This window comes from Glycomyces harbinensis, assembly GCF_900101745.1.
GTDB lineage: Bacteria > Actinomycetota > Actinomycetes > Mycobacteriales > Micromonosporaceae > Glycomyces > Glycomyces harbinensis.
In genome coordinates, this window is record NZ_FNAD01000007.1 from 125,304 (window position 1) to 145,358 (window position 20,055).

The 20,055-nt window shown below is 69.1% G+C and carries 20 protein-coding genes; 11 read left to right on the top strand and 9 right to left on the bottom strand.

Annotated elements, in window-relative coordinates; genetic code table 11:
- Positions 1-9 precede the first annotated feature (9 nt).
- Positions 10-840, top strand: coding sequence for a hypothetical protein (locus BLQ63_RS13415; RefSeq protein WP_091035295.1), 831 nt, complete (start codon positions 10-12; stop codon positions 838-840).
- Positions 841-888: 48 nt separating this feature from the next.
- On the opposite strand, the gene BLQ63_RS13420 is transcribed toward BLQ63_RS13415, so the two are convergent.
- Both BLQ63_RS13420 and BLQ63_RS13425 read right to left on the bottom strand, forming a co-directional pair.
- Positions 889-1,395 (bottom strand): DUF2975 domain-containing protein, encoded by a 507-nt coding sequence (locus BLQ63_RS13420; protein WP_091035300.1) that lies wholly within the window; start codon positions 1,393-1,395, stop codon positions 889-891.
- A gap of 65 nt (positions 1,396-1,460) precedes the next feature.
- Positions 1,461-2,327, bottom strand: coding sequence for an alpha/beta hydrolase (locus tag BLQ63_RS13425; RefSeq protein WP_091035303.1), 867 nt, complete (start codon positions 2,325-2,327; stop codon positions 1,461-1,463).
- Positions 2,328-2,445: 118 nt separating this feature from the next.
- Between BLQ63_RS13425 and BLQ63_RS13430 the strand changes: the two genes are divergently transcribed.
- Both BLQ63_RS13430 and BLQ63_RS13435 read left to right on the top strand, forming a co-directional pair.
- Positions 2,446-3,009 carry a TetR/AcrR family transcriptional regulator gene (locus BLQ63_RS13430; protein WP_091035306.1) on the top strand — a complete coding sequence of 188 codons (564 nt, stop codon included), beginning with the start codon at positions 2,446-2,448 and terminating at the stop codon, positions 3,007-3,009.
- 127 nt (positions 3,010-3,136) lie between these two features.
- Positions 3,137-4,912 (top strand): oleate hydratase, encoded by a 1,776-nt coding sequence (locus tag BLQ63_RS13435; RefSeq protein WP_091035309.1) that lies wholly within the window; start codon positions 3,137-3,139, stop codon positions 4,910-4,912.
- Positions 4,913-4,919: 7 nt separating this feature from the next.
- Here the strand turns inward: BLQ63_RS13435 and BLQ63_RS13440 are convergent, their stop codons facing one another.
- From BLQ63_RS13440 to BLQ63_RS13450, 3 genes are all read right to left on the bottom strand, one after another.
- Positions 4,920-5,633, bottom strand: a complete 714-nt coding sequence (locus BLQ63_RS13440) for a CPBP family intramembrane glutamic endopeptidase (RefSeq protein ID WP_091035314.1) — start codon at positions 5,631-5,633, stop codon at positions 4,920-4,922.
- Between the two features lie 115 nt (positions 5,634-5,748).
- Positions 5,749-6,675, bottom strand: coding sequence for an NAD-dependent epimerase/dehydratase family protein (locus tag BLQ63_RS13445; RefSeq protein ID WP_091035317.1), 927 nt, complete (start codon positions 6,673-6,675; stop codon positions 5,749-5,751).
- Between the two features lie 201 nt (positions 6,676-6,876).
- Positions 6,877-7,341 (bottom strand): DUF6326 family protein, encoded by a 465-nt coding sequence (locus tag BLQ63_RS13450; RefSeq protein ID WP_143014879.1) that lies wholly within the window; start codon positions 7,339-7,341, stop codon positions 6,877-6,879.
- Between the two features lie 212 nt (positions 7,342-7,553).
- Here BLQ63_RS13450 and BLQ63_RS13455 point away from each other — a divergent pair, with 212 nt between their 5' ends.
- A complete protein-coding gene (locus BLQ63_RS13455) occupies positions 7,554-8,774 on the top strand; it encodes a sensor histidine kinase (protein ID WP_091035322.1) in 1,221 nt (406 codons plus the stop codon).
- Entirely contained in the window at positions 8,771-9,448 is a 678-nt protein-coding gene (locus BLQ63_RS13460) for a response regulator (protein ID WP_091035325.1), read from the top strand. Before BLQ63_RS13455 ends, BLQ63_RS13460 begins: the two co-directional genes overlap by 4 nt.
- Positions 9,449-9,517: 69 nt before the next feature.
- Here BLQ63_RS13460 and BLQ63_RS13465 read toward each other — a convergent pair whose 3' ends face one another.
- The gene (locus BLQ63_RS13465; protein ID WP_218125244.1) at positions 9,518-10,156 is read right to left on the bottom strand and encodes a MarR family winged helix-turn-helix transcriptional regulator; all 639 of its coding nucleotides are present in this window, start codon (positions 10,154-10,156) and stop codon (positions 9,518-9,520) included.
- Positions 10,157-10,301: 145 nt separating this feature from the next.
- Here BLQ63_RS13465 and BLQ63_RS13470 point away from each other — a divergent pair, with 145 nt between their 5' ends.
- Positions 10,302-11,273 carry an aldo/keto reductase gene (locus BLQ63_RS13470; RefSeq protein WP_091035330.1) on the top strand — a complete coding sequence of 324 codons (972 nt, stop codon included), beginning with the start codon at positions 10,302-10,304 and terminating at the stop codon, positions 11,271-11,273.
- Positions 11,274-11,350: 77 nt separating this feature from the next.
- Positions 11,351-12,442: a Gfo/Idh/MocA family protein gene (locus tag BLQ63_RS13475; RefSeq protein ID WP_091035335.1), complete on the top strand. Its 1,092-nt coding sequence runs from the start codon at positions 11,351-11,353 to the stop codon at positions 12,440-12,442.
- 63 nt (positions 12,443-12,505) lie between these two features.
- Here BLQ63_RS13475 and BLQ63_RS13480 read toward each other — a convergent pair whose 3' ends face one another.
- On the bottom strand, positions 12,506-13,090 hold the full coding sequence (locus BLQ63_RS13480) for a TetR/AcrR family transcriptional regulator (protein WP_091035981.1): 585 nt from the start codon (positions 13,088-13,090) through the stop codon (positions 12,506-12,508).
- Between the two features lie 97 nt (positions 13,091-13,187).
- On the opposite strand from BLQ63_RS13480, the gene BLQ63_RS13485 reads away from it, so the two are divergent.
- Complete coding sequence (locus tag BLQ63_RS13485; RefSeq protein WP_091035338.1) at positions 13,188-14,252, top strand: NAD(P)-dependent alcohol dehydrogenase; 1,065 nt, start codon at positions 13,188-13,190, stop codon at positions 14,250-14,252.
- Between the two features lie 184 nt (positions 14,253-14,436).
- Here the strand turns inward: BLQ63_RS13485 and BLQ63_RS13490 are convergent, their stop codons facing one another.
- Positions 14,437-14,808 (bottom strand): hypothetical protein, encoded by a 372-nt coding sequence (locus BLQ63_RS13490; protein ID WP_143014880.1) that lies wholly within the window; start codon positions 14,806-14,808, stop codon positions 14,437-14,439.
- A 28-nt stretch (positions 14,809-14,836) separates the two neighbouring features.
- On the bottom strand, positions 14,837-15,178 hold the full coding sequence (locus tag BLQ63_RS13495) for a hypothetical protein (RefSeq protein ID WP_177154927.1): 342 nt from the start codon (positions 15,176-15,178) through the stop codon (positions 14,837-14,839).
- Between the two features lie 18 nt (positions 15,179-15,196).
- On the opposite strand from BLQ63_RS13495, the gene BLQ63_RS13500 reads away from it, so the two are divergent.
- The 3 genes from BLQ63_RS13500 to BLQ63_RS13510 all read left to right on the top strand — a co-directional run bounded on the left by BLQ63_RS13500 (position 15,197) and on the right by BLQ63_RS13510 (position 20,042).
- Positions 15,197-18,235, top strand: a complete 3,039-nt coding sequence (locus BLQ63_RS13500) for an AfsR/SARP family transcriptional regulator (RefSeq protein ID WP_177154928.1) — start codon at positions 15,197-15,199, stop codon at positions 18,233-18,235.
- A 92-nt stretch (positions 18,236-18,327) separates the two neighbouring features.
- The gene (locus BLQ63_RS13505) at positions 18,328-18,897 is read left to right on the top strand and encodes a helix-turn-helix domain-containing protein (RefSeq protein ID WP_091035356.1); all 570 of its coding nucleotides are present in this window, start codon (positions 18,328-18,330) and stop codon (positions 18,895-18,897) included.
- 92 nt (positions 18,898-18,989) lie between these two features.
- Positions 18,990-20,042 (top strand): alpha/beta fold hydrolase, encoded by a 1,053-nt coding sequence (locus BLQ63_RS13510; RefSeq protein ID WP_091035359.1) that lies wholly within the window; start codon positions 18,990-18,992, stop codon positions 20,040-20,042.
- Positions 20,043-20,055 lie beyond the last annotated feature (13 nt).

Consider the following 20,055-nt stretch of genomic DNA (forward strand, 5'->3'; position numbering starts at 1 on the left):
GGCGAGGACATGCCGAAGGGGGACCAGTCGTTCATTTCGGACGCGAGGACGGCCCACCAGCAGGTCGAGCGGGCGATCATGTCAAAGACGCCGCTCGGCGCGCAGAACGGGGAGGCGGCCGAACTGCTGACGAGCATCCGCTTCTACACCGGCTACTTCATCGAGGTCGGCGCCATATCAGGCGGAACGGCCCAGGTGCGCGACCGCATCGTTCGCGTCATCCTGCCCGAACTGGAGCGCTACGAGCTCGCCAACACCCAGAACCCGGCCGAGATCATCCGCGGCAAGCTCGTGGACTGGGAGGGTCCTTCCGGCAGCAGCGCCTACCAGTTCAAATGGGACTACCTGCCGGCCCTGGCCGGGTCCCTGGAGATGACCTTCTCGGCATTCCAGGCGCTCGCCGGGGTGATGGCGGCGATGGAGGCCGTGCTCGACAAGGCCCGAGAGCGGTACCTCGCGCTCATGAGCAGCGCAGTCGACGCCATCACCGAAGGCGCCGAGTCCGGCAGCCCCCTGGCCGAGGCCACGAGCGCGACGACGCAGATCTCCTCGGCCATCGGCACGGGGTTCGGCGTCGGCGCCGTGATCGGACCCGTCGCGGGCGCCATCGTGGGCGTCCTCGGCGCCATCGGAGCGATCATCGACGCCGCCACAGCGGACACCGGCGGCGACGGCGTATTGGCGGTCATGCGCAACATCGTCGAGCGACTCGCAGGCATCAAGTCGGCCCTCGAAGCGGAGGCCCCCGGCATCGAAAGGGCCCTCGACGACGCCATGGCCTACCTTTCGGGCTCCCAGCGTGACAAGTTCACGGCCCCAGAGGTGTTCTTCCCCGCCTGAGGCCCCGGTCGCAGCCGCCACGTCCTTCGAGGTCGACGATGATCGCCGTCAGACCACTTCGGCCATCTCGGCTTTGAGGTCGGTGGCCTTGCGCAGCAGGCCGCGCAGGATGACCATGATCGTCGCGAACACGGCTCCGGCTCCGGCACCGACCCAGGCGACGACCGTGCTGAAGGTGAGTATCAGCGTCATCGCGTAGTCGTGCGACGAGGTCATGCCCCTGAACATGAGGAACGCGGCGGTGCCCGCGGCCAGCAGTGTCGCCGCGAGGGTGGCGGCGACGATGAGCTTGAGCCAGCGGAAGGCGCGGTCGTTGAAGAGGACGTCGCGCTCGATCATGCCGACCAGCATCCAGGAGGCCGCGAGCACGGTCTGCACGCAGGCGATGCCGAGGATCGTCACGGGCACGGACAGCACCGACGGGGCGAGCGGCGGCCAGAAGTCGAAGAGTCTGGTCAAGGGCGTGTGGACGACCATGCTGATCTGCGCGAAAAGCCCGGCCAGGAACGCCGCGGCGATGGCCGTGCGCAGCACGGCGATGAAGAGTTTGTTCATGCATCGATTCTCGATAGATATCTATCGAAAGTCAATAGGTTCGGCGCACAAGGTCAAAATTCAAGTCAACGCGCATGGCATGTCTTCAGGTAGCTCAGGAATGATGCCTGCAACCCGGTGACGTGTGTTTCGTGCAGCAGCGCGCGCGAAACATCCTGCGATCGCCCCTTGCCGTGCAGTTCTTCCACCACCGAGAGCACGTTGCGCGCCAGTGTTCGATAGATCGGAATTCCCCCTAGCAGTTCGGATTCGTTCAGCGTGACGTGCAGCCGCGGGGCTGCGTCCGCACTGCGCTCGGGCAGGGCCTCGATGAGCTTGAACACCTGGCTGTCGGTGCTCGCGACACCGGGGGTGCCCGCGCCGAAGGTCGCGAACGGGGCCGCCGCCCGCAGCCATGCGTAGAGGGTGAAAAGCCCTCCGTAGGAATAGCCGAAGAGGCCGTGCCCGGACTCGCTGACACGCAACCGCGATTGCAGCCCAGGGTGGAGCTCGTTGGTCAGGAAGTCGAGGAAGCGGTCCGCCTGCGTGTCCGCCAGTTTCGCGAGGTAGGCGTCCGCCTGCTCCTGGGTCATCGCGCCCGTGTCGCGAGCCGACGCGACCGTGGCCACCATCTCGTCGCTGACGGGCTCGCCCGGCGGCACCAGGTCGCGGTTGCGAAGGTGCGCCCAGGCCGCGGCCTCCTCGCCGGCGTAGCCGACGCTGACTTGGATGTACGGGGTGATCGTCAAATACGGGTCTGCCTGGGTGACGATGAGGGGCGCGGTGAGGCCGACTGCCCAGTTGCCGTCCACCACGTAGATCAGCGGCAGCGGATCGGTGGAGTCCGCATAGCCGGGCGGCGTGGTCACCCAGACGCCGTAGCGGTGTCCCGACTGTGCCGTGGCCTCGAAGTACTCCGTGTCCGGCAGGCAGCCGTGCAGAATCTCGCTCATCGAGCTTCCCCCTTCGTAGTGCGGCCGTCCTGAGGCGGCGCGTCGCGGTCCTAAACAGTGGTGAATTCGATGTGCGGTAGTCTACTCAACAGTGGTGAGTTCGTCAACGGGAGGTTCCATGAGATCGCCGGTCGGGGAAGGTCGGGAGCGCTTGCTACAGGCGCTGTTCGATGAGTTCGGTGAGAACGGCCCCGGCGCGAACCTCTCGATGCGCCAGGTCGCCGAGCGGCTCGACGTGCACCACACGCTGCTGACCTATCACTTCGGATCACGAGCGGGCCTGCTGGCCGCCGTCCTGTCGGAAGCACGCCGCCGCGACAACCTCGTCATCGCCGCGACCGGCCCCGAGGTCGGGTTCGTGCCCCTGTGCAGGACCATTTGGCGTGTCTACTCGAACGCCGCGCACCGAGATCGAACGCGGGCCTTCTTCCACCTGGTCGGCCTCGCGGTCTACGAGCCCGACGCGTTCGAAGAGTTCGTCGCCGACATCGATGACCTGGCACGCCTCCTCGAGGACGCCGCTCTTCGCGACGGATTCACACCGGCCGACGCGAAGCAGCAGAGCCTGATCGCAGTCGCATGCATGCGGGGCCTGCTGCTGCAGGGGCTGCTGACCCCCGACGCCGAGATCGACGCCGCGGCCGAGCGCTTCATCACCTCGCTGGCGGCCCCTCCCGCATAGGCGAGCGATCCCGCAGCGCCTCGGCCGAGTACTGGCATCGTTTACATGCGGTGCGCGGCATGTTCGCATAACGTGAGGCTCCGTGAGCGCTGAACTGATGTCGTTCGCATGGAGGAGGAGCGATCCCGTGTATCGGAGCAACGGAAACTTCGAGGCGTTCGCCCGGCCGCCCAAGCCGGAGGGCGTCGAGGGCAGGCGCGCCTACTTCGTGGGATCGGGCCTGGCGTCATTGGCGGGCGCGGTCTTCCTGATCCGCGACGCCCAGATGCCGGGGGACCGCATCACCGTTTTCGAGGAGCTCGAACTCCCCGGCGGCAGCATGGACGGCATCCTCGACGAGCACAAGGGCTTCATCATCCGCGGGGGCCGCGAGATGGAAGCGCATTTCGAGACCCTGTGGGACCTGTTCCGCTCGGTTCCCTCGCTCGAGACACCGGGCGCCTCGGTCCTCGACGACATGTACCGGCTGCACAAGACCAACCCCAGCACCAACACGTGCCGCGCCGTCGAGCACCGGGGCGAGCGCATCGAGGACGTGCAGGATCTGACGCTCACGCCGAAGGCCGTCGAGGAACTGCTGACCCTCGCGCTGACGCGTGAAGAGGACCTGCAGGACAAACGGATCGACGAGTGCTTCGGCGAGGAGTTCTTCGCCTCGAACTTCTGGCTGTACTGGGCGACGATGTTCGCGTTCGAACCGTGGGCGAGCGCCATGGAGATGCGCCGCTACACGCTTCGCTTCGTGCACCACATCTCGTCCCTCGCGGGACTGAGCTCGCTGCGGTTCACGCACTACAACCAGTACGAGTCCCTGATCCTGCCGCTGACGACGTACCTGGAGGAGCACGGCGTCACGTTCCGATACGGGACGCAGGTCGAGGACGTCGTCGTCGAGCGCCGCGACGGGAAGAAGATCGCCACGGCGATACGGCTGACCGCCGGCGGCGAGTCGCAGGAGATCGATCTCGCCCCCACCGACCTCGTTCTGGTGACGAACGGTTCGATCACGGAGAGTTCGACATACGGAGACAACGACACCCCCGCTCCCGTCGTCACCGACCGGGGCGGCGCCTGGGCCCTGTGGAAGCAGCTCGCTTCAAAGGACCCCGACTTCGGTCGGCCCGAGAAGTTCTGCGAGAACATCCCCGAGGCCAACTGGACGATCTCGGCCACGGTCACGCTGACCGATGACAAGATCGCGCCGTACATCGAGCGGTTGACCGGGCGCGATCCCAGGTCGGGCGAGATCATCACGGGCGGGCCGTGCAGCATCAAGGACTCGAGCTGGCTCTACGGCTTCACGATGAGCCGCCAGCCGCACTTCGCCGCGCAGGACCCGGACAAGGAACTCGTCGTCTGGCTCTACGGCCTCTTCTCCGACAGGCCCGGCGACTACGTCCAGAAGTCCATCAGGGAGTGCACCGGCGCCGAGCTGTGCGCCGAGTGGCTCTTTCACCTCGGGGTGCCCGTCGAACAGATCGACGACCTGGCGCGCGACTCGGCGAGCACGGTGCCCTGCAACATGCCCTACATCACCTCGTACTTCATGCCGAGGGCGATCGGCGACCGCCCGCTCGTGGTGCCCGAGGGATCGGTCAACCTCGCGTTCATCGGCAACTTCGCCGAGACCGAGCGCGACACCGTCTTCACCACGGAGTACTCGGTGCGCACCGCGATGGAGGCCGTCTACACCCTGCTCGACGTCGACCGCGGCGTCCCCGAGGTGTACGGGTCCTCCTTCGACGTGCGGGTGCTCCTGAGTGCCCTTTACCACCTCAACGACCGCAAGCCGCTCCACGACATCAAGCTGCCGTTCACGGCCCGCATCGTCGAGAAGGCGGCATTGGCGAAGATCAAGGGCACCTACCTCGAAGAACTTCTCGCGGACGCGAACCTGCTGTAGTCGGGCGCTACTCGGTGCCGAGTCCGATGAGGACCGGGACGAGCAGCGCGATCGCGTTGTTGACGCCGTGCAGCAGCACGCCCGGCCAGATCGAACCCGACCAGCGCAGCAGGAGGGCGGTGAGTACGCCCACGACGAACGCGACGGGCAGGATCGGGTTGACGCCGTGGGCGAGGGCGAAGAACGCGGCGCTGGCGACGACCGCGATCCAGGCGCGGTACCGGTGGAGCAGGGCGTTGGCGACCACGCCGCGGAAGAACGCCTCTTCACCGAGCGGCGTGAGGACCGCTCCCGCCGCGAGCGCCAGGGCGAGGTACCACCAGCCGCCCGCGGCGGCCGCCTGGTAGCTCGTCTGGATGTTCTCCGTGTCGCCGCTCAAGACGATGTAGATGAGCGAGGCGATCGTGCCGAGCACGTACGCGCCCAGGCCGAGCGTCGCGCCCACGAGGAGGTGGCGCGGCCTCGCCCGGCGGACGCCGAAGACCGCGAGGTCGCGGATGCGGAGGCGCACGGCGAGCGCGAAGGCGAGGAGCCCGATCACCCCCGATACGAGCAGCCCCACGACGCCGGTCGCGGCGTCGCTCTCGATCCGCGGCAGCAGTAGGGCTACGAGGACGAGCGACACCACGTAGACGGCGGTCCCGGCGAGGATCTCCGGCCATCCCGGCGCCGCCGGCCGGGTCCGCTCGGTCAAGGTCGCTTCACGGCTGTCAACGGTCATGACCGCTCTCCTCTATCGCTCCGGTGGGTCGATCACATGAGAGAGCGTGTGCCCAAATGTGGACACGTCAACCCATATCCGGCGATCCCGATCGAGAGAGGAACGGTCCGGGGCTTCACGCCTGTCCGTTGAGGAGGTGCGCGATCCCCGTGCGGTAGCTGGTGACCGGGAAGTCGGGAAACCGTGTCGTGAACTTCGAGGAGTCGAAGATGTTGTCCTGGCGATAGCGCGGCAGCAACTCCGCGGCTTCTCGGATCGACGGGTTCACCAGGCCGCCGAGCCTGAATGCCGGCCGCGAAAGGGTGGTGTACGAGATCTTCTTGCCTGTGACCTGGGAGGCGACGTCGATCATGTCCTGATAGGTGAGTCGGTCCGGGTCGCATGGCAAGTGCCAGGTCTGGCCGTAGGCGTCAGCGGTGTTGCCGATGCGCGCCGTGGCCCGGCCGGCGTCCGGGGTCCAGATCAGGGTGCGGTTGGTGTGGGCGCTCAGGAGCACCATGGGCCGCTTGCCCTGCTTGATGCGGTCGAAGAACGCGGAGTTGGTCAAGCTCTGGGTCTTGCCCGGGCCGTAGAACTCGGGAGCCCGGCAGATGACCGCGTCGACCGTGCCCGCCTCCATCTGCTCCAGCAGCGTCGTCGCGATCCGCGCGCGCACCGTCGCTTTGCGCCCCACCGGCGCGAACGGGGACGCCTCGGTCTGCGGGGTCGAGGTCCGCGGGTACATGTAGGTGTTGTCGAAGAAGACCAGCCGCGCGCCGTGCTTCTGACAGGCGGCGATCGTGTTCGCCATCATGATCGGGAACTGCCGCTCCCATAGCCGCGAGTCCATCGGCAGGCCCGCGGTGAAGTACACGATGTCGCTGCCTTCCACGGCGCTTGCCGTGGCTTCGGCATCGGTGAGGTCGGCCGGCACGAGCTGATCGGTCTCGTGGACCTTGCGGGGATTCCTGCTCACCGGGCGGATGTCGTGGGTGAAGTTCCGGTACAGCTCGCGGGTGAGCTCCTCGGCGATCTGACCGCCCGATCCCAGCACTGTCTGCATAAGCCGCTTTTCCTTCAGTTCGAAGTCGGGTGTGGACTCGACGGAGGCCGGTCGAGCATTGCGGTCCTGGCCGCGATCACCTCGGCGGAACCGCGATTCCGGCCGGTGACGAGGTTGCCGGTGAGGACGGCGTGAGCGCGAGCAGCGCGCTGCGCCGATGCCGCCCTCTCGTCGGCAACCCTAATACTTCCCTGTGGGCCGTCACGCCTGGAGCGGCCGGCGGGGCCAGGTCCAGGACCAGTAGGCGACGGCCGCCAGCAGGGCGAGCTCGATGGCGCTGCCGAGGAGGTAGTAGTGCCACTCTCCTATCGCCGCGGCAATGATCGCGGCGGCGTAGGCGCATGACAGCGCGATATTGGTGATCCGGTTCAGACGGGGCGGGAGTACCAGGGCGAGGAGCACCATGAGGCTGGGCACGGCCACGAATGCGAGGGTCGCGAGCAGGAACGGCTGACCGACCGCGAAGCCGCCGATCGTTCCGGTCTCGAGTTCCTTCCGGACATCGGCGCGGTAGAGGCCGAACAGGTCGACGTAGGCGAAGACGAACATCGTCGAGGTCCAGGCCGCAGCGATCTTGACGCGGACATTGACGGGGCTCGGGTCGAGCCCGGACGCGGAGGCGGCCGGTCGGACGGTATCGCCGCCAAGGGGATGCGGGGAGTTCATGGATCGTCCCTTCAGGTTCACTCGCGGCTCGGTGCCGCCGGTTCCACTCTTCCGGGATGCGGCCCTGATGTCGTCGGCCGCCGGATGGTTTCGGGCTCCCCCGCGCGGTGGGTCGTTCGGCCGGAGCGCGGGGCGGCGTTCCGCCCCGAGGGTGAGGTCCCATCCGTCGCGCGGCGGATGACCGGGACGGCGGCCGCGCGTACCTTGAATCTGTGTCCAGCAATGATTCCGCGGTACGCGCCGGGAGGGGTCCGTCGGCGCGCTTCCGGGCGCGCTTCGCCGGCGGGGTCCGCGGCCCGTTCACGCGCTGGCCCCGCACCGCGGATGCCGCACTCGCGGTCCTGGCGTTCTGCCTCACGGTGTTCTTCGTGGACGGACCGGGAGACTCGACGGTCTTCCGCGCCGTTGACGAGGTGCCGGTGTTCGCACTGGCGGCCATCGCCGTCGCCTCCGGCGCGCTGTGGTGGCGGCGGCGGTCGCCGTTCGCGGTGCTCGGCATCGCGCTGGTCCTGTGGGGCGCCGTGACCGGGTACAGCGGGTCCGAGCCGGGCTGGGCCGCCGTCATCGCGCTGTACAGTGCGGGCCGGTACGCCCGGTCGGTCCGCTGGGGCGTGGCCGGGGTGGCCGCCGTCGTCGCCCTGGTGTCCGTGTCGGCCTGGCGTTCCGGGGGAGACCGGTGGTGGGAGGACACCGTCATCGGCAGCGTGATCCTGTTCGGGGTCTGGTACGTCGGACGCGTGCTCCGCCTGCGCCGTCTGCGCGCTGCCGACAGGGTGCGCGAGCGGGAGGCCGAGGTGCTCCGGATCGCCGCGGAGGAGCGGACGCGCATCGCGCGGGAGCTGCACGACGTCGTCGCACACAGGGTCAGCCTCATGACCGTGCAGGCGCGCGGCGCCAGAGCCGTCGCGGCCGAGGACCCGGCCGCCGCCGTCGAAGCGATGGGCGCGGTGGAGGACGCCGGGCGCCAGGCACTGGCAGAGCTGCGGCACCTGCTCGGCGTGCTGCGGCCCGCCGAAGGCGACCTCGACCTCGGGCCGCAGCCGGGACTGGCGGCGCTGCCCCGGCTCGTCGAGCAGATGCGGGAGGCCGGCGTCGGTGTCGCACTCGACGCGAAGGGCCTGCCCGAGCTTCCCGGCCGGACGGAGCTGTCCGCCTACAGGATCGTCCAGGAGTCGCTCACCAATGTGCTCAAGCACGCCGGTCCCGGTGCCCGTGCCGAGGTGCGGCTGAGCGTCGATCGGGAAGCGCTGGTCATCGAGGTCCGCGACGACGGGCTCGGGAGCGAGCCGTCGCAGGACGCGACCACCGGTCATGGCCTCATCGGGTTGCGGGAGCGGGCTTCGCTGCTCGGAGGCTCCCTGCGAGCGGGCCCGCGTCCGGAGGGCGGATTCGAGGTGGCGGCCCGACTGCCGTTGGGAGGCAGGGCCGCATGAGCGTTCGCGTCCTCGTCGTGGACGACCAGGCTCTGGTGCGCGGCGGTTTCGCCATGGTGCTGCGGGTCGAGCCGGACATTGACGTCGTCGGCGAGGCCGGGGACGGCTTCGCGGCGATCGACGCCGCGCGGCGGCATCGGCCCGACGTGGTGCTCATGGACATCCGGATGCCCGAACTGGACGGTCTCGAGGCGACCGCCCGCATCATGGCCGAGGCCGACTGGGAGGTGCGGGTCCTCATCCTGACCACCTTCGACCCCGACGAGTACGTCTACCGGGCCCTGCGCGCGGGCGCGAGCGGCTTCGTGCTCAAGGACATCCCCGCCGAGCAGCTCGCCGGCGCGGTCCGGACCGTCGCCGAGGGCGGGGCGTTGCTGGCGCCCGCGATCACCCGGCGCCTCATCGGCCGGTTCGCCGAGCCGAGACCGGTCGACTCGGCTGCCGGGCGGCGGCTGGGGCGGCTCACCGAACGCGAGCGCGGCGTGGTCGCCGCGGTCGCCCGGGGCGCCAGCAATGCCGAGATCGCCCGGGAACTGCTCATCGGAGCGGCCACCGTGAAGTCGCACGTCTCGAGCGTGCTCACCAAGCTCGCGCTGCGCGACCGCACCCAGATCGTGGTGTTCGCCTACGAGAGCGGCCTGGTCAAGGCCGGCGACTTCGACATCGGACACTGAAGCCCGTCCGCCGGGGGCGGGCCGGGATTCTGTCCCTGGGGTACACCCGGTTCTCCACCGGCGAGGACTTCAAGGTCGGCGTTGCGAAGCCGGCGTCGCAGCCGCTGAGGGGGCGGGTCCGCGGTTGATGGCGGTCTCGACCGCCGTGCCGATGCGCTGCAAGGCCTTCAGGTCGCGCGGTTCGAGCTCGTCGATCAAGTATTCGCGGACTGCGGCCACATGCCCGGGCGCCGCCGCGACGACGACGTCGTATCCGGCCTCGGTCAGGGTCGTGTTGGTGCGCCGTCCGGCGCCGGGTATCCGGGACCGGGCGAGCAGTCCCCGCTTCTCCAGCCGTCCGACGACGTGCGACAGCCGTGACAGCGACGCCGATGCGCGCGCGGCCAGCGCGCTCATCTGCATGGTCCGGTCCGGCTCCTCGGAGAGCACGGAGAGCACCATGTACTCGAAGAACGTCATCTGGGACTCCCGCTGCATCCGCGCGTCCAGGGCGGCGGGCAGGCTGATCATGATCGCGGAGTTGGACAGCCATGCCGCCAGCTCGTGCTGGTTCAGCCAGCGCGGTTCAGCGTTCGCTTCCGCGGGCGCCTCCCTGGCGGACGAGCTGTCGGCGGGCTCGTCTGTGCTCGGTGGCTTCGTCGCGCGTGGCGCCGAATCGCCCTGAGGCCGGCTCCGGTCTTCTCGTCGTGCGTCCGCTGTCTTCGGCATGAGACCAGTCTACGGCGCGAGTTCTTGACACATCAAGTTCATGGGTGTAGAACTTGATGCGTCAAGTTGATGTTGATGCGTCAAGTTCAGATCGTGCGTGCAGCGGACGTGGACCTGGCGAACCGATCCAAGAGGGGACCATTCGATGCAGACCACGTCGCTGGGCGGGCTCGCAGTCTCGCGCATCGGTCTAGGAGTCATGGGCATGTCCGACTTCTACACCGGCAAGGACCAGCCCGAGGAGGACTCGGTCCGCACCATCCGGCGCGCTCTGGACCTCGGCGTCACGCACCTGGACACCGCCGAGGTGTACGGGGGCGGCGCCAACGAGGCCCTGCTGGGCCGGGCGGTCGAGGACCGCCGGGACGAAGTGGTGCTCGCCACCAAGTTCGGCCTGGTGTCCCACACGGGCCGGCCAGGAGCGGACAGCACGCCGGCGAACATCCGACTCGCCGTGGAGGGGTCGTTGCGGCGCCTGGGCACCGACCGCATCGACCTGTACTACCAGCACCGGGTCGATCCCCGCACACCGATCGAGGACACCGTCGGCGCCCTGGCCGACCTGGTCGCTCAGGGCAAGGTCCGCCGCATCGGCCTGTCCGAGGCCGGCCCCGCCACGATCCGCCGCGCACACGCGGTCCACCCGGTGGCCGCCGTCCAGAGCGAGTACTCGCTCTGGACGCGGGACCCCGAGGCCGAGGTGCTGCCGGTGCTGCGCGAACTGGGGATCGCTCTGGTGCCCTATTCGCCGCTGGGCCACGGCTTCCTGACCGGGAACCTCCGCTCCCTGGACGGTCTGGACGCCGACGACTGGCGTCGTGCCAACCCGCGGTTCACCGGCGGCAACCTCGAACGCAACCTGCGCATCGTCGACGAGGTCCGGGCCGTGGCGACCGAGGTCGGAGCCACCCCTGCCCAGATCGCCCTGGCCTGGCTCCTGGCCCAGGGCGAGGACGTCAACCCCATCCCGGGCACCCGGCGCGTCGAGCGGCTCGAGGAGAACATCGCCGCCGACGGGATCCGACTCACCCCGGACCAGGTCGGCCGGCTGAACAACCTGGCCCCCGCGTCCGGTGACCGCCACGACCCCGGCGGCATGGCCGCCATCGACCGGTGAAGCGCGGCGCGGCAACGAACCGAACGGCACGAGACGACCGTGCCTCGACCACAGAAGACCGAACGGAGCAGCACATCATGGCAAGCAGAGTGATTCGCGTCGGGATCATCGGCGCAGATACGAAGGCGAGCTGGGCCGGTGCGTCGCACATCCCCGCGCTGGCGGCCCAGCCGCAGTTCGCGCTGGCGGCGGTGGCGACCCGGCGAGAGGAGAGCGCGCGCAAGGCCGCCGAGGTCTTCGGCGCCGAGCGCTGGTACGCCGACCCGTACGAGCTGATCGACGACTCGTCGATCGATCTGGTCACCGTCGCCGTCAAGGTCCCGGCGCACCGCGAGCTCGTGCTCGCCGCCCTCGCGGCGGGCAAGGCGGTCTACTCGGAGTCGCCATTGGGCGCGACGGTCGCAGAAACCGAGGAGATGGCCCTGGCGGCCGGCTCGCTGCACACGGCGATCGGGCTGCAGGGCGGCCTCAACCCGTCGGTGCGCCGGGCGGCCGAGATCATCGCCCAGGGTCGGCTCGGGCGGCTGCTGTCGGCCCGGGTCACCGCGACGACGTTCGGGAACGGCCCGGAGTCGGTGAGCGTCTACGAGTACTTCGACAAGGCGGCCGCCGGGGCGGGTTTCATGACGATCGCGGTGGGCCACGTCCTGGACGTGATCGAGACGGTCCTCGGCGACATCACCGAGATCGATGCGCGCACGGAGCTCCTCTGGCCGGAGGTGAAGCTGACCGACACCGGCACGACCACCATCCGGGAGGTGCCGGACCACCTCGACGCGATCGTCAAGACCTCGTCCGGCACACCCGTGGGGGTGCAGGTCCTGGCGGGCGTGCCAGTGCCCGACGCCCGGTTCAGGCTCGAGGTCCGTGGATCCGACGGCTGGCTGAAGCTGACCGGCGACCACCCCGCCGGTGTCCAGGTCGGCGACCTCACGCTGACCTCGAGCGTGGACTTCGAAGCGCCCGACAGCCCCGTCGCCACGGGAAGCGGTCCGGCGGCGGCCGAGATCTGGGCCGGTGCCTCCATCAACGTGGGCGAGGTGTACGCGAGCCTCGCGCGCGACATCGCCGACGACACCCACCACACCCCGGGATTCGCGCACGCCGCCCACAACAGCCGCCTGGTCGCCCGGGTCGAGCAGGCCGCACGAAGCGGCATCCGGCAGTAGCCGCACCGACACGAGCCGGACCTGGTGCTCGCGGCAGACCGCGCTCGTCGCGTGGAGGGAAACTCAGGGCGTCACGGCTCGGGCGACGGCGTCGCGCAGCAGTGCGCGTCGGCGGTCGTGGTCGCCGTCGGGCTCCTCGGTGGTGGCGGTGTAGACGCTGCTCGACGGGGACCAGGCGGAGGCCATGCCGATGAGGAGGACGAGCAGGTCGGCGGGATCTCCTGCCCGGAGCCGACCCGCCGCCTGCGCGGTCGCGATGGCCGCAAGCTTCGACTCGTGCTCAGCGTTGTCGAACCATCGCCCGGTGGGGCGCCGTTCGAGTCTCGTCCAGGCGATGAGTCGCGCGAGCTCCGGGTGCTGCAGGTTCTGGTCGTACAGTCGCACCGCCCAACCGGGCAGGTCGTCGGCATCGAAGGACACGCTGTCGGTGCTGGTGTCCACTCGGTCGGCGATGACGGCGTCGAACAGGCCCTCTTTGCTTCCGAAGTAGGCGTACAGCTGCGCCCTGTTGGCGTCGGATGCGGCGATGATGCGATCCATCCGGGCCCCGGCGATCCCGACTCGTGCGAACTCGGCGGCGGCGGCGTCGAGGATCCTGCGGCGCGTGGCGATACCGCGCGACGTGGTGGGCATCGGAGGCTCGGACATGGCCACAGGATATCAGAAAGACCAGTTAGTTGACTTTGGCTCGCACGTGGTCTAGCTTCGATAAAGACAAACTAGTTATTCTTTTTTGGAGGCCTTGATGAGCACCAGCACCCTTGCGTGGCAGCGTACGAACGACAGCGCCGAGCTGCGACGGGTCACGATCGAACGCCGGAGTCTCCGCGCCGACGACATCGCGGTCCGGGTCGCCTTCTGCGGCGTGTGCCACAGCGACCTCCACGCGATCCACGGCGCCACACCGCACATGTCCGACGACGGCGGGCTGGTTCCCGGTCACGAGTTCACCGGAACGGTCACCGCGGTAGGCGCCGCCGTGACCGGTTTCGCGGTGGGTGATTCCGTGGCCGTCGGCACGCTCGTCGACTCGTGCGGCGAATGCGCCATGTGCCGGATCGGGCAGGAGAACTTCTGCCACCTCGGACCCGTCAGCACCTACGGCGGAAAAGACCGTGTCGACGGGGCGGTGACGAAGGGCGGCTACAGCCGCGAGTACGTGCTGCGGGAGCAGTTCGCCTATCGCCTGCCCGAGGCGCTCGACCCGGCCGCGGCCGCTCCACTGATGTGCGCGGGGATCACGATGTGGGAGCCGCTGCAGGCGGCGGGCATCGGACGTGGCAGTCGCGTCGCCATCGCCGGCCTCGGCGGTCTCGGCCACCTGGGCGTGAAACTCGCCGTAGCCCTAGGGGCGGAGGTCACCGTCCTCAGCCGCACCGGCGACAAGGCCGACGACGCACTCGCGCTCGGAGCCGACGGCCTTCTCCTGACGACCGATGACCGTCAGATGCAGATCGCTCGTGGTCGCTTCGACTTCATCCTCGACACGATCTCCGCCGACCACGACCTCTCCCCGCTGCTGCGACTGCTCGGGCTGGACGGGACCCTTTCCGTCGTGGGGAACCCGCTGCTGACCGGTCCGCGCATTCTGGAACTCACGGCCGGCCGCAAGAAGCTCACCTCCTCCGGTACGGGAGGGACGAAGGGGACGGCCGCGATGCTGGCGTTCTGCGCGGAGCACCACATCACCGCCGACATCGAGATCCTCCCCTCCAAGCGCGTCAACGAGGCACTGACCCGCCTGGAGGACGGCGACGTCCGGTACCGGTTCGTCCTCGACATGTCCGACCTGGGAGATCGGGAGGCGTGAACGACATGGCCGGCAACGACGCGGCTGACGATGCCCTGCGCATCGATGTCGAGTCTTGACTCACGCTCGATCTGCGGGCGTGGATCGCCGACGACGACCCACGCCCGCTCACCTGGACGGAGACCGCAACCGAGATCCGTGCATCGATCAAACGGGTCCGGCCGCGAATCTCCGCCCCTGGCCGCTAGTACGTGTTGACGTACAGGTCGTACTGCGTGGGGTTGGTGCTGACGCGATAGCAGTCGAAGTCGCTCCAGCGAAGACCGCCGCCGGATCCTTTGACGCCGCGGCTGTAGCAGCTCGCATAGTCGGTGTAAGAGGCGTAGTAGATCCACGCCAGCGGGCTGACCGATTCCGTGGAGTCGGTGTGAGCAGTGCCGGTCGGCGCCATGGCGTGTGCCGGGGCGCCGGTGATGACGGCGTCGTTCGGTGCGGCGTGCGCGGTCGCCGGCAGGGCCGCCGACGCCAGCGCCGCGATCGCGAAGGCCGCGGTCGCGAACCAGCCCAAGCGGGTTCGGATCCGGGTGTACGTAGAGGACTCAGGCGTGCTTCTCATGCTCTTCTCCTTCAGTGCTGCCGGTGGGTCAGCGCGCCGCCAGCGTGCAGGCGTTGTCGGCGTGATAGGCGGTGACGCCCCCGGACTGCAGCAGGCCCGAGCACACCCAGTGGGCGGCCCCGGTCCCGCCCTCGCCCCGGTTGCAGGCGTCGGTGCGTTTGGGCCCCACCTCGTAGCCGACGACCCGCAGGTAGTACACGCAGTCGGCCGAGGTCTGCACCTCGATCGGATTGCCGCCGCCGGTTGAGGCGAGGTGCGCGGAGTCGGGTGTGGAGGGTTCGGCCGCATGGCCGGGGGAAGCGGTCAAGGCGAAGGTGACGGCGGCGAGGACCGAGGCGAACCCGATGATCGCCGCTCTGATGCGGATCATGTCTGCTCCTGGAGGATCGTGGCGGTTGGGACCTCGGTTCAGGCTGTCACCGGTCGCTGGCACGGCGCTGGCGTCGCGCTGGCGAGGCGGCGCCAGCGGGGACTGCGAGGGCCGCGCGATTGCGCGATGATGGAGCGTATTGCGGCATTTGTTCGCACTGAGCGTGTGGAGGATGTGGTGGAGTTTCGGATACTGGGGCCGGTTGAGCTGGCCGACCGGGGACGGGCGGTCGCGGTCGAGGCGGCGAAGCAACGTGAGCTGCTGGCGCTGCTGCTGCTGAGTCCGAACCGGACGGCGGGGCGCGACTGGCTGATGGACCAGCTGTGGCAGGGCGACCCGCCGCCGGCGGGGAAGGCCACGTTGCAGGCGTACGTATACCGGTTGCGCCGACTGCTTCGCGGTTCGGGAGCCGTCGACACCTTGCTCAGCCGCCCCGGCGGCTACCTCCTGGAGGTGCCGCCAGGGGCGCTGGACGCCGACAGGTTCGAGTGGTTGGCGTCCGAGGGGCGCCGGGCGCTGGACGCCGGGCACTTCGACGACGCGGTGCACGCGTTCCGGGCGGGCATGGGACTGTGGCGCGGCCCGGCGTTCGCCGACGTCGATCTGGCGGTCGTCCGCGACCGAGCTCGCGCGCTGGAGGAACGACGGCTGGAGGCCCTCGAGCGGTGCCTTTCCGCCGAGCTGGAAGCCGGGCGCCATCCCGTCGCCGTCGTCGAATTGGAGGCGCTCGTGGAGGCGCATCCCTTGCGGGAGCGGCTGTGGGAGCTACTGCTGCTCGCTCTGTACCGGTGCGGGCGGCAAGCCGAAGCGCTCGCGGCCTACCAGCGCCTGCATCGACTGCTCGACGATGAACTCGGCATCCGACCGTCGGCACCGGTGCGGCGCCTCCAGCGACAGATCCTGTCCGGTGACCCTGCACTCGAAGCGACGGCGCCGCATCGAGCCGGCATGAACGATGCGTCGCGCGTCCGGACCCGACCGGTCGAAGCGCCCGCCCCCGGCCCGGTGCCCAGGCAACTGCCCCCCGCGATCGGCGACTTCGCCGGCCGAGCGGAACCGCTATCCGAATTGGACGACCTTGTGGCGCAGAGCGACAAGCGGACTCCCGGAGCAGTGGTGGTCGGCGTGATCTGCGGGATGGCGGGCGTGGGGAAGACGGCGCTGGCCGTCCACTGGGCTCACCAGGTGACCCACCGCTTTCCCGACGGGCAGCTGTACGTCAACCTCCGCGGCTTCGACCCGGGCGGCCGGCCGCTGCCGCCGGAAGCGGTGATCCGCGGGTTCCTCGACGCTCTGGGCGTCCCTCCCGAGCGCATCCCTCCCACGGCTGCATCGCAGGCCGACCTGTACCGAAGCGCGGTAGCCGAGAAGCGCCTTCTCGTGCTGCTGGACAACGCGTTCGAGGCCGACCAGGTACGGCCGCTGCTGCCGGCAGGCAGCGGCAGCCTCGTACTCATAACCAGCCGCGACAGGCTTTCCGGCCTGATCGCCGTCGAGAACGCGCACCCGATCGCTCTGCATCCGCTCACCGATGAGGAGGCTCGGCGGTTTCTCGCCCACCGGCTCGGCGACGCGCGCACGGCCGCCGAGCCCGATGCCGCGCAGGCGGTCGTCAACGCTTGCGCCCGTCTGCCCCTGGCCCTGGCCGTCGCCACCGCGAAAGCGGCCACCGGCGCCGAACGGCCACTGACCGCGCTGGCCGCCGAGCTCGACGACACGCACACCAGCCTCGACTCGTTGGCCGGCGACGACCCGACCGCGGACGTGCGGGCGGTGTTCTCCTGGTCGTACCGAACCCTCGGCGAGGAGGCCGCCCGGGTGTTCAGGCTGCTGGGCCTGCACCACGGGCCGGACATCGCCGCAGCCGCCGTCGCCAGTCTTGCCGCCCTCAGGCTGGAACCGGCTCGCAGACTCCTGGCGGAACTGGTTCGCGCCCACCTCGTCTCGGAAACCGCCCCCGACCGCTTCGCACTTCACGACCTGCTGCGCGCCTACGCGATCGAACTCGCCGAGACCGTCGATCCGCACGAGGACCGGAACGCCGCCACATTCCGGCTTCTCAACCACTACGTCCACACCGCGCACGCCGCCAACCTCCTGGTCTACCCGGGCACCCCCGACATGGCCGTGCCGCTGGTCGACCCCGGCCCCGGGGTCGTCCCCGAGCCCCTCGCCGACCGTACGGCGGCCATGGCCTGGTTCGAAGCCGAGCACACCTCCATGTCCGCGGCCGGCTTCCACGCCTCCGGCGTCTTCGATGTACATGTGTGGCAACTGGCATGGACTCTCCACCACTTCCTCTCCCTGCGAGGCCGGCTGTTCGAACTGGTCGAGGTGCAGCACACGGCCCTGTCCGCGGCCCAGCGGACAGGGGACGCGGCCGCGCAGGCCCACTCGCACCGCGTCCTGGCATGGTCCAGCACCCGGCTCGGGCGACTGGACGACAGCCGCTCACACCTGGCGCGCGCCTTGGATCTGTCCGCGCAGGCGGGCGACCTGACAGGGCAGGCGGCCGTATACCGCAACCTGAGCCACCTCGCACAACGGAACGGGGACGGCGCCGAGGCACTCGGCCACTCGCATCAGGCCCTGGCGCTCTATCGGGAAGCACGGGACCGATTCGGAGAGGCGCGGGCCCTGAACTCGATCGGGTGGTACCACGCCCAGGTCGGCGAACACGAGAAGGGACGCCGATTCTGCGAGCAGGCACTGCGCCTGTGCACGGAACTCGGGTACGTCTCCCTGGCGGCCAACGTCTGGGACAGCCTCGGCTACATCCACCACGGACTCGGCGACAGCGACCAGGCGCTCGACTGCTACCTCCGCGCTCGCGACCAGTACCGGGAGCTCGGAGACCGCTTCTTCGAGGCCGACACCCTCTCTCACCTGGGAGACCTCTACCGTGCCAACGGCATGTTCGACGCCGCCCGCGAGACGTGGCAGGAGGCGCTGGACCTGCTCACCGACCTTGAATACGCCGAAGCGGACCAAGTCCGGGAAAAACTCACCGAGCTCGCAGCCCACGCCGCCGCGCCCTCGCCGCGTCTCGAACGATGACACCCGGCCATGCGAAACTGCTAGCGTCCTTGCAGAACTGCAAATCGACGCCGACAGCAGACTCATTGCGAGGAACTGCGAATGGAGCCGCAATGGACGACGAACAGGTCCTCGACGCCGTCGGGGCCCGCCTCCGCGGCTTCCGCCAAACGCTGGGGTTGAGCCTGACCGAACTGGCCGACCGCAGCGGAATCTCGGCGAGCACGATCTCGCGGCTCGAACGCGGCCTGGTCCGCCCCGGACTGGAACAACTCCTCCCACTCGCCCGGGTCTACGGCCTGCCGCTGGACGAACTCGTGGCCGCACCCCGTGTCGGCGACCCTCGCGTCCATCTCAAGGCGATCCGCCGACACGGCTTGACCTTCATCCCGCTCGGCGTGCACGGCGGGGCCCTCCAAGCCTTCAAAGTGATCTACCCACCGGCTTCGAAGGCCCGGGCCCTCCGCTACCACACCCACCCGGGACGGGAGTGGTTCTACGTTCTCGACGGCTCGGTCAACCTCGCCCTGGCCGACAATCGCACCGTGCTCAAGGCCGGCGAAGCCGCCGAGTTCGACACCATGACACCCCACTGGATCGCCAACGCCAACGCCGACCGACCTGCCGAGACCATCGCCATCTACGGACAACAAGGCGAACGAATCCACCTGACCGGCCCGTGAGCAACTCGGTGCGACTCAGCGCTGCGGCGAGCATGATTTGCAGTTCTGCAGGAAAGTTGGCAGATGTGGATGCCCCCTGTGAGGGTGGGGGCATGACGACGACACCGAAGCGAGTCACCCGACGGCAGGCACTTTCGGCCGCCGCCGGGTTGGGAGCGGGGACCCTGCTCGGCATCCCCTTGGGCACGAAGATCACCACCACGGCGGAGCCCTCCGGCGAAGCAGATGGCGCGACGAGCCGATACGACGACGCGACCCGCGACGACATCGAGTTCAACCGCTTGTTCGAGCACCGTTTCGACGAGGTCGACGGCGTGTCGATGCATGCAGTCACCGGCGGGCAGGGACCGGGGATGGTGCTGTTGCACGGTTGGCCGCAGAGCTGGTACGCGTGGCGCGACGTCCTCCCCGCGCTGGCACGGCACCATACGGTCTACGCGGTCGATCTGCCCGGCCTCGGCGACAGCACGGGGACGCCCACCGGCTTCGACAAGAAGACGCTCGCGACCTACGTCCATTCCCTGGTGCAGGATCATTTGCGGCTCGACCGCATCTCACTGGTCGCCCACGACTTCGGCGCGGGAGTCGGGTTCCAATACGCGGCCCAGTACCCCCAGTCCGTGCACCGGTACGTGCACATGGACTACCCGCTGCCCAGCACCGAACACCTGCCCGCTGATCAGTACCGCGGGTTCTCCTGGCACATGGCGTTCAACAGCCAACCATCCATTCCGGAGCGGATCGTCGACGACCCCGACGACGTCCGCGACTACCTCACCGAGTTCTACACCCAGGTCGCCCATGGAGGATCAGCGTTCGGCGGCGACCGGACGGAACCGCCGTTCAGTGCGGCGCGGATCGACGAGTACCTCCGCACCTACTCACGCCCGGAGGTCCTCAGCAACGGTTTCGAGCTCTATCGCTCACTGGGCCAGGATCAGATCGACAACTCCGCCGCCCCGCCCATTGCGGTGCCGACGATATTGCTCACGGCCGAGGGGTCCCTTAGCAACACGGAGCCGACCGTCGCTCCTCTGCTCGATGAGCTTCGCAGTGCCGTCGAGATCCCAAAGGCCGGGCACTGGCTGGCAGAGGAGAACGCCGAGGCCGTAGTCCAAGAGGTGCTCGCCTTCACGACCGAATAAGGTCGGTCGAGGA

What these genes read in the sequence shown, in the direction of transcription:
- BLQ63_RS13440 (WP_091035314.1), bottom strand. Translation starts at nt 5,633, where the DNA reads ATGACCGTTGACAGCCGTGAAGCGACCTTGACCGAGCGGACCCGGCCG.
- BLQ63_RS13420 (WP_091035300.1), bottom strand. Translation starts at nt 1,395, where the DNA reads ATGAACAAACTCTTCATCGCCGTGCTGCGCACGGCCATCGCCGCGGCG.
- BLQ63_RS13505 (WP_091035356.1), top strand. Translation starts at nt 18,328, where the DNA reads ATGGACGACGAACAGGTCCTCGACGCCGTCGGGGCCCGCCTCCGCGGC.
- BLQ63_RS13460 (WP_091035325.1), top strand. Translation starts at nt 8,771, where the DNA reads ATGAGCGTTCGCGTCCTCGTCGTGGACGACCAGGCTCTGGTGCGCGGC.
- BLQ63_RS13445 (WP_091035317.1), bottom strand. Translation starts at nt 6,675, where the DNA reads ATGCAGACAGTGCTGGGATCGGGCGGTCAGATCGCCGAGGAGCTCACC.
- BLQ63_RS13430 (WP_091035306.1), top strand. Translation starts at nt 2,446, where the DNA reads ATGAGATCGCCGGTCGGGGAAGGTCGGGAGCGCTTGCTACAGGCGCTG.
- BLQ63_RS13415 (WP_091035295.1), top strand. Translation starts at nt 10, where the DNA reads ATGCCGAAGGGGGACCAGTCGTTCATTTCGGACGCGAGGACGGCCCAC.
- BLQ63_RS13480 (WP_091035981.1), bottom strand. Translation starts at nt 13,090, where the DNA reads ATGTCCGAGCCTCCGATGCCCACCACGTCGCGCGGTATCGCCACGCGC.
- BLQ63_RS13450 (WP_143014879.1), bottom strand. Translation starts at nt 7,341, where the DNA reads ATGAACTCCCCGCATCCCCTTGGCGGCGATACCGTCCGACCGGCCGCC.
- BLQ63_RS13470 (WP_091035330.1), top strand. Translation starts at nt 10,302, where the DNA reads ATGCAGACCACGTCGCTGGGCGGGCTCGCAGTCTCGCGCATCGGTCTA.
- BLQ63_RS13510 (WP_091035359.1), top strand. Translation starts at nt 18,990, where the DNA reads ATGACGACGACACCGAAGCGAGTCACCCGACGGCAGGCACTTTCGGCC.
- BLQ63_RS13475 (WP_091035335.1), top strand. Translation starts at nt 11,351, where the DNA reads ATGGCAAGCAGAGTGATTCGCGTCGGGATCATCGGCGCAGATACGAAG.
- BLQ63_RS13465 (WP_218125244.1), bottom strand. Translation starts at nt 10,156, where the DNA reads ATGCCGAAGACAGCGGACGCACGACGAGAAGACCGGAGCCGGCCTCAG.
- BLQ63_RS13425 (WP_091035303.1), bottom strand. Translation starts at nt 2,327, where the DNA reads ATGAGCGAGATTCTGCACGGCTGCCTGCCGGACACGGAGTACTTCGAG.
- BLQ63_RS13495 (WP_177154927.1), bottom strand. Translation starts at nt 15,178, where the DNA reads ATGATCCGCATCAGAGCGGCGATCATCGGGTTCGCCTCGGTCCTCGCC.
- BLQ63_RS13490 (WP_143014880.1), bottom strand. Translation starts at nt 14,808, where the DNA reads ATGAGAAGCACGCCTGAGTCCTCTACGTACACCCGGATCCGAACCCGC.
- BLQ63_RS13485 (WP_091035338.1), top strand. Translation starts at nt 13,188, where the DNA reads ATGAGCACCAGCACCCTTGCGTGGCAGCGTACGAACGACAGCGCCGAG.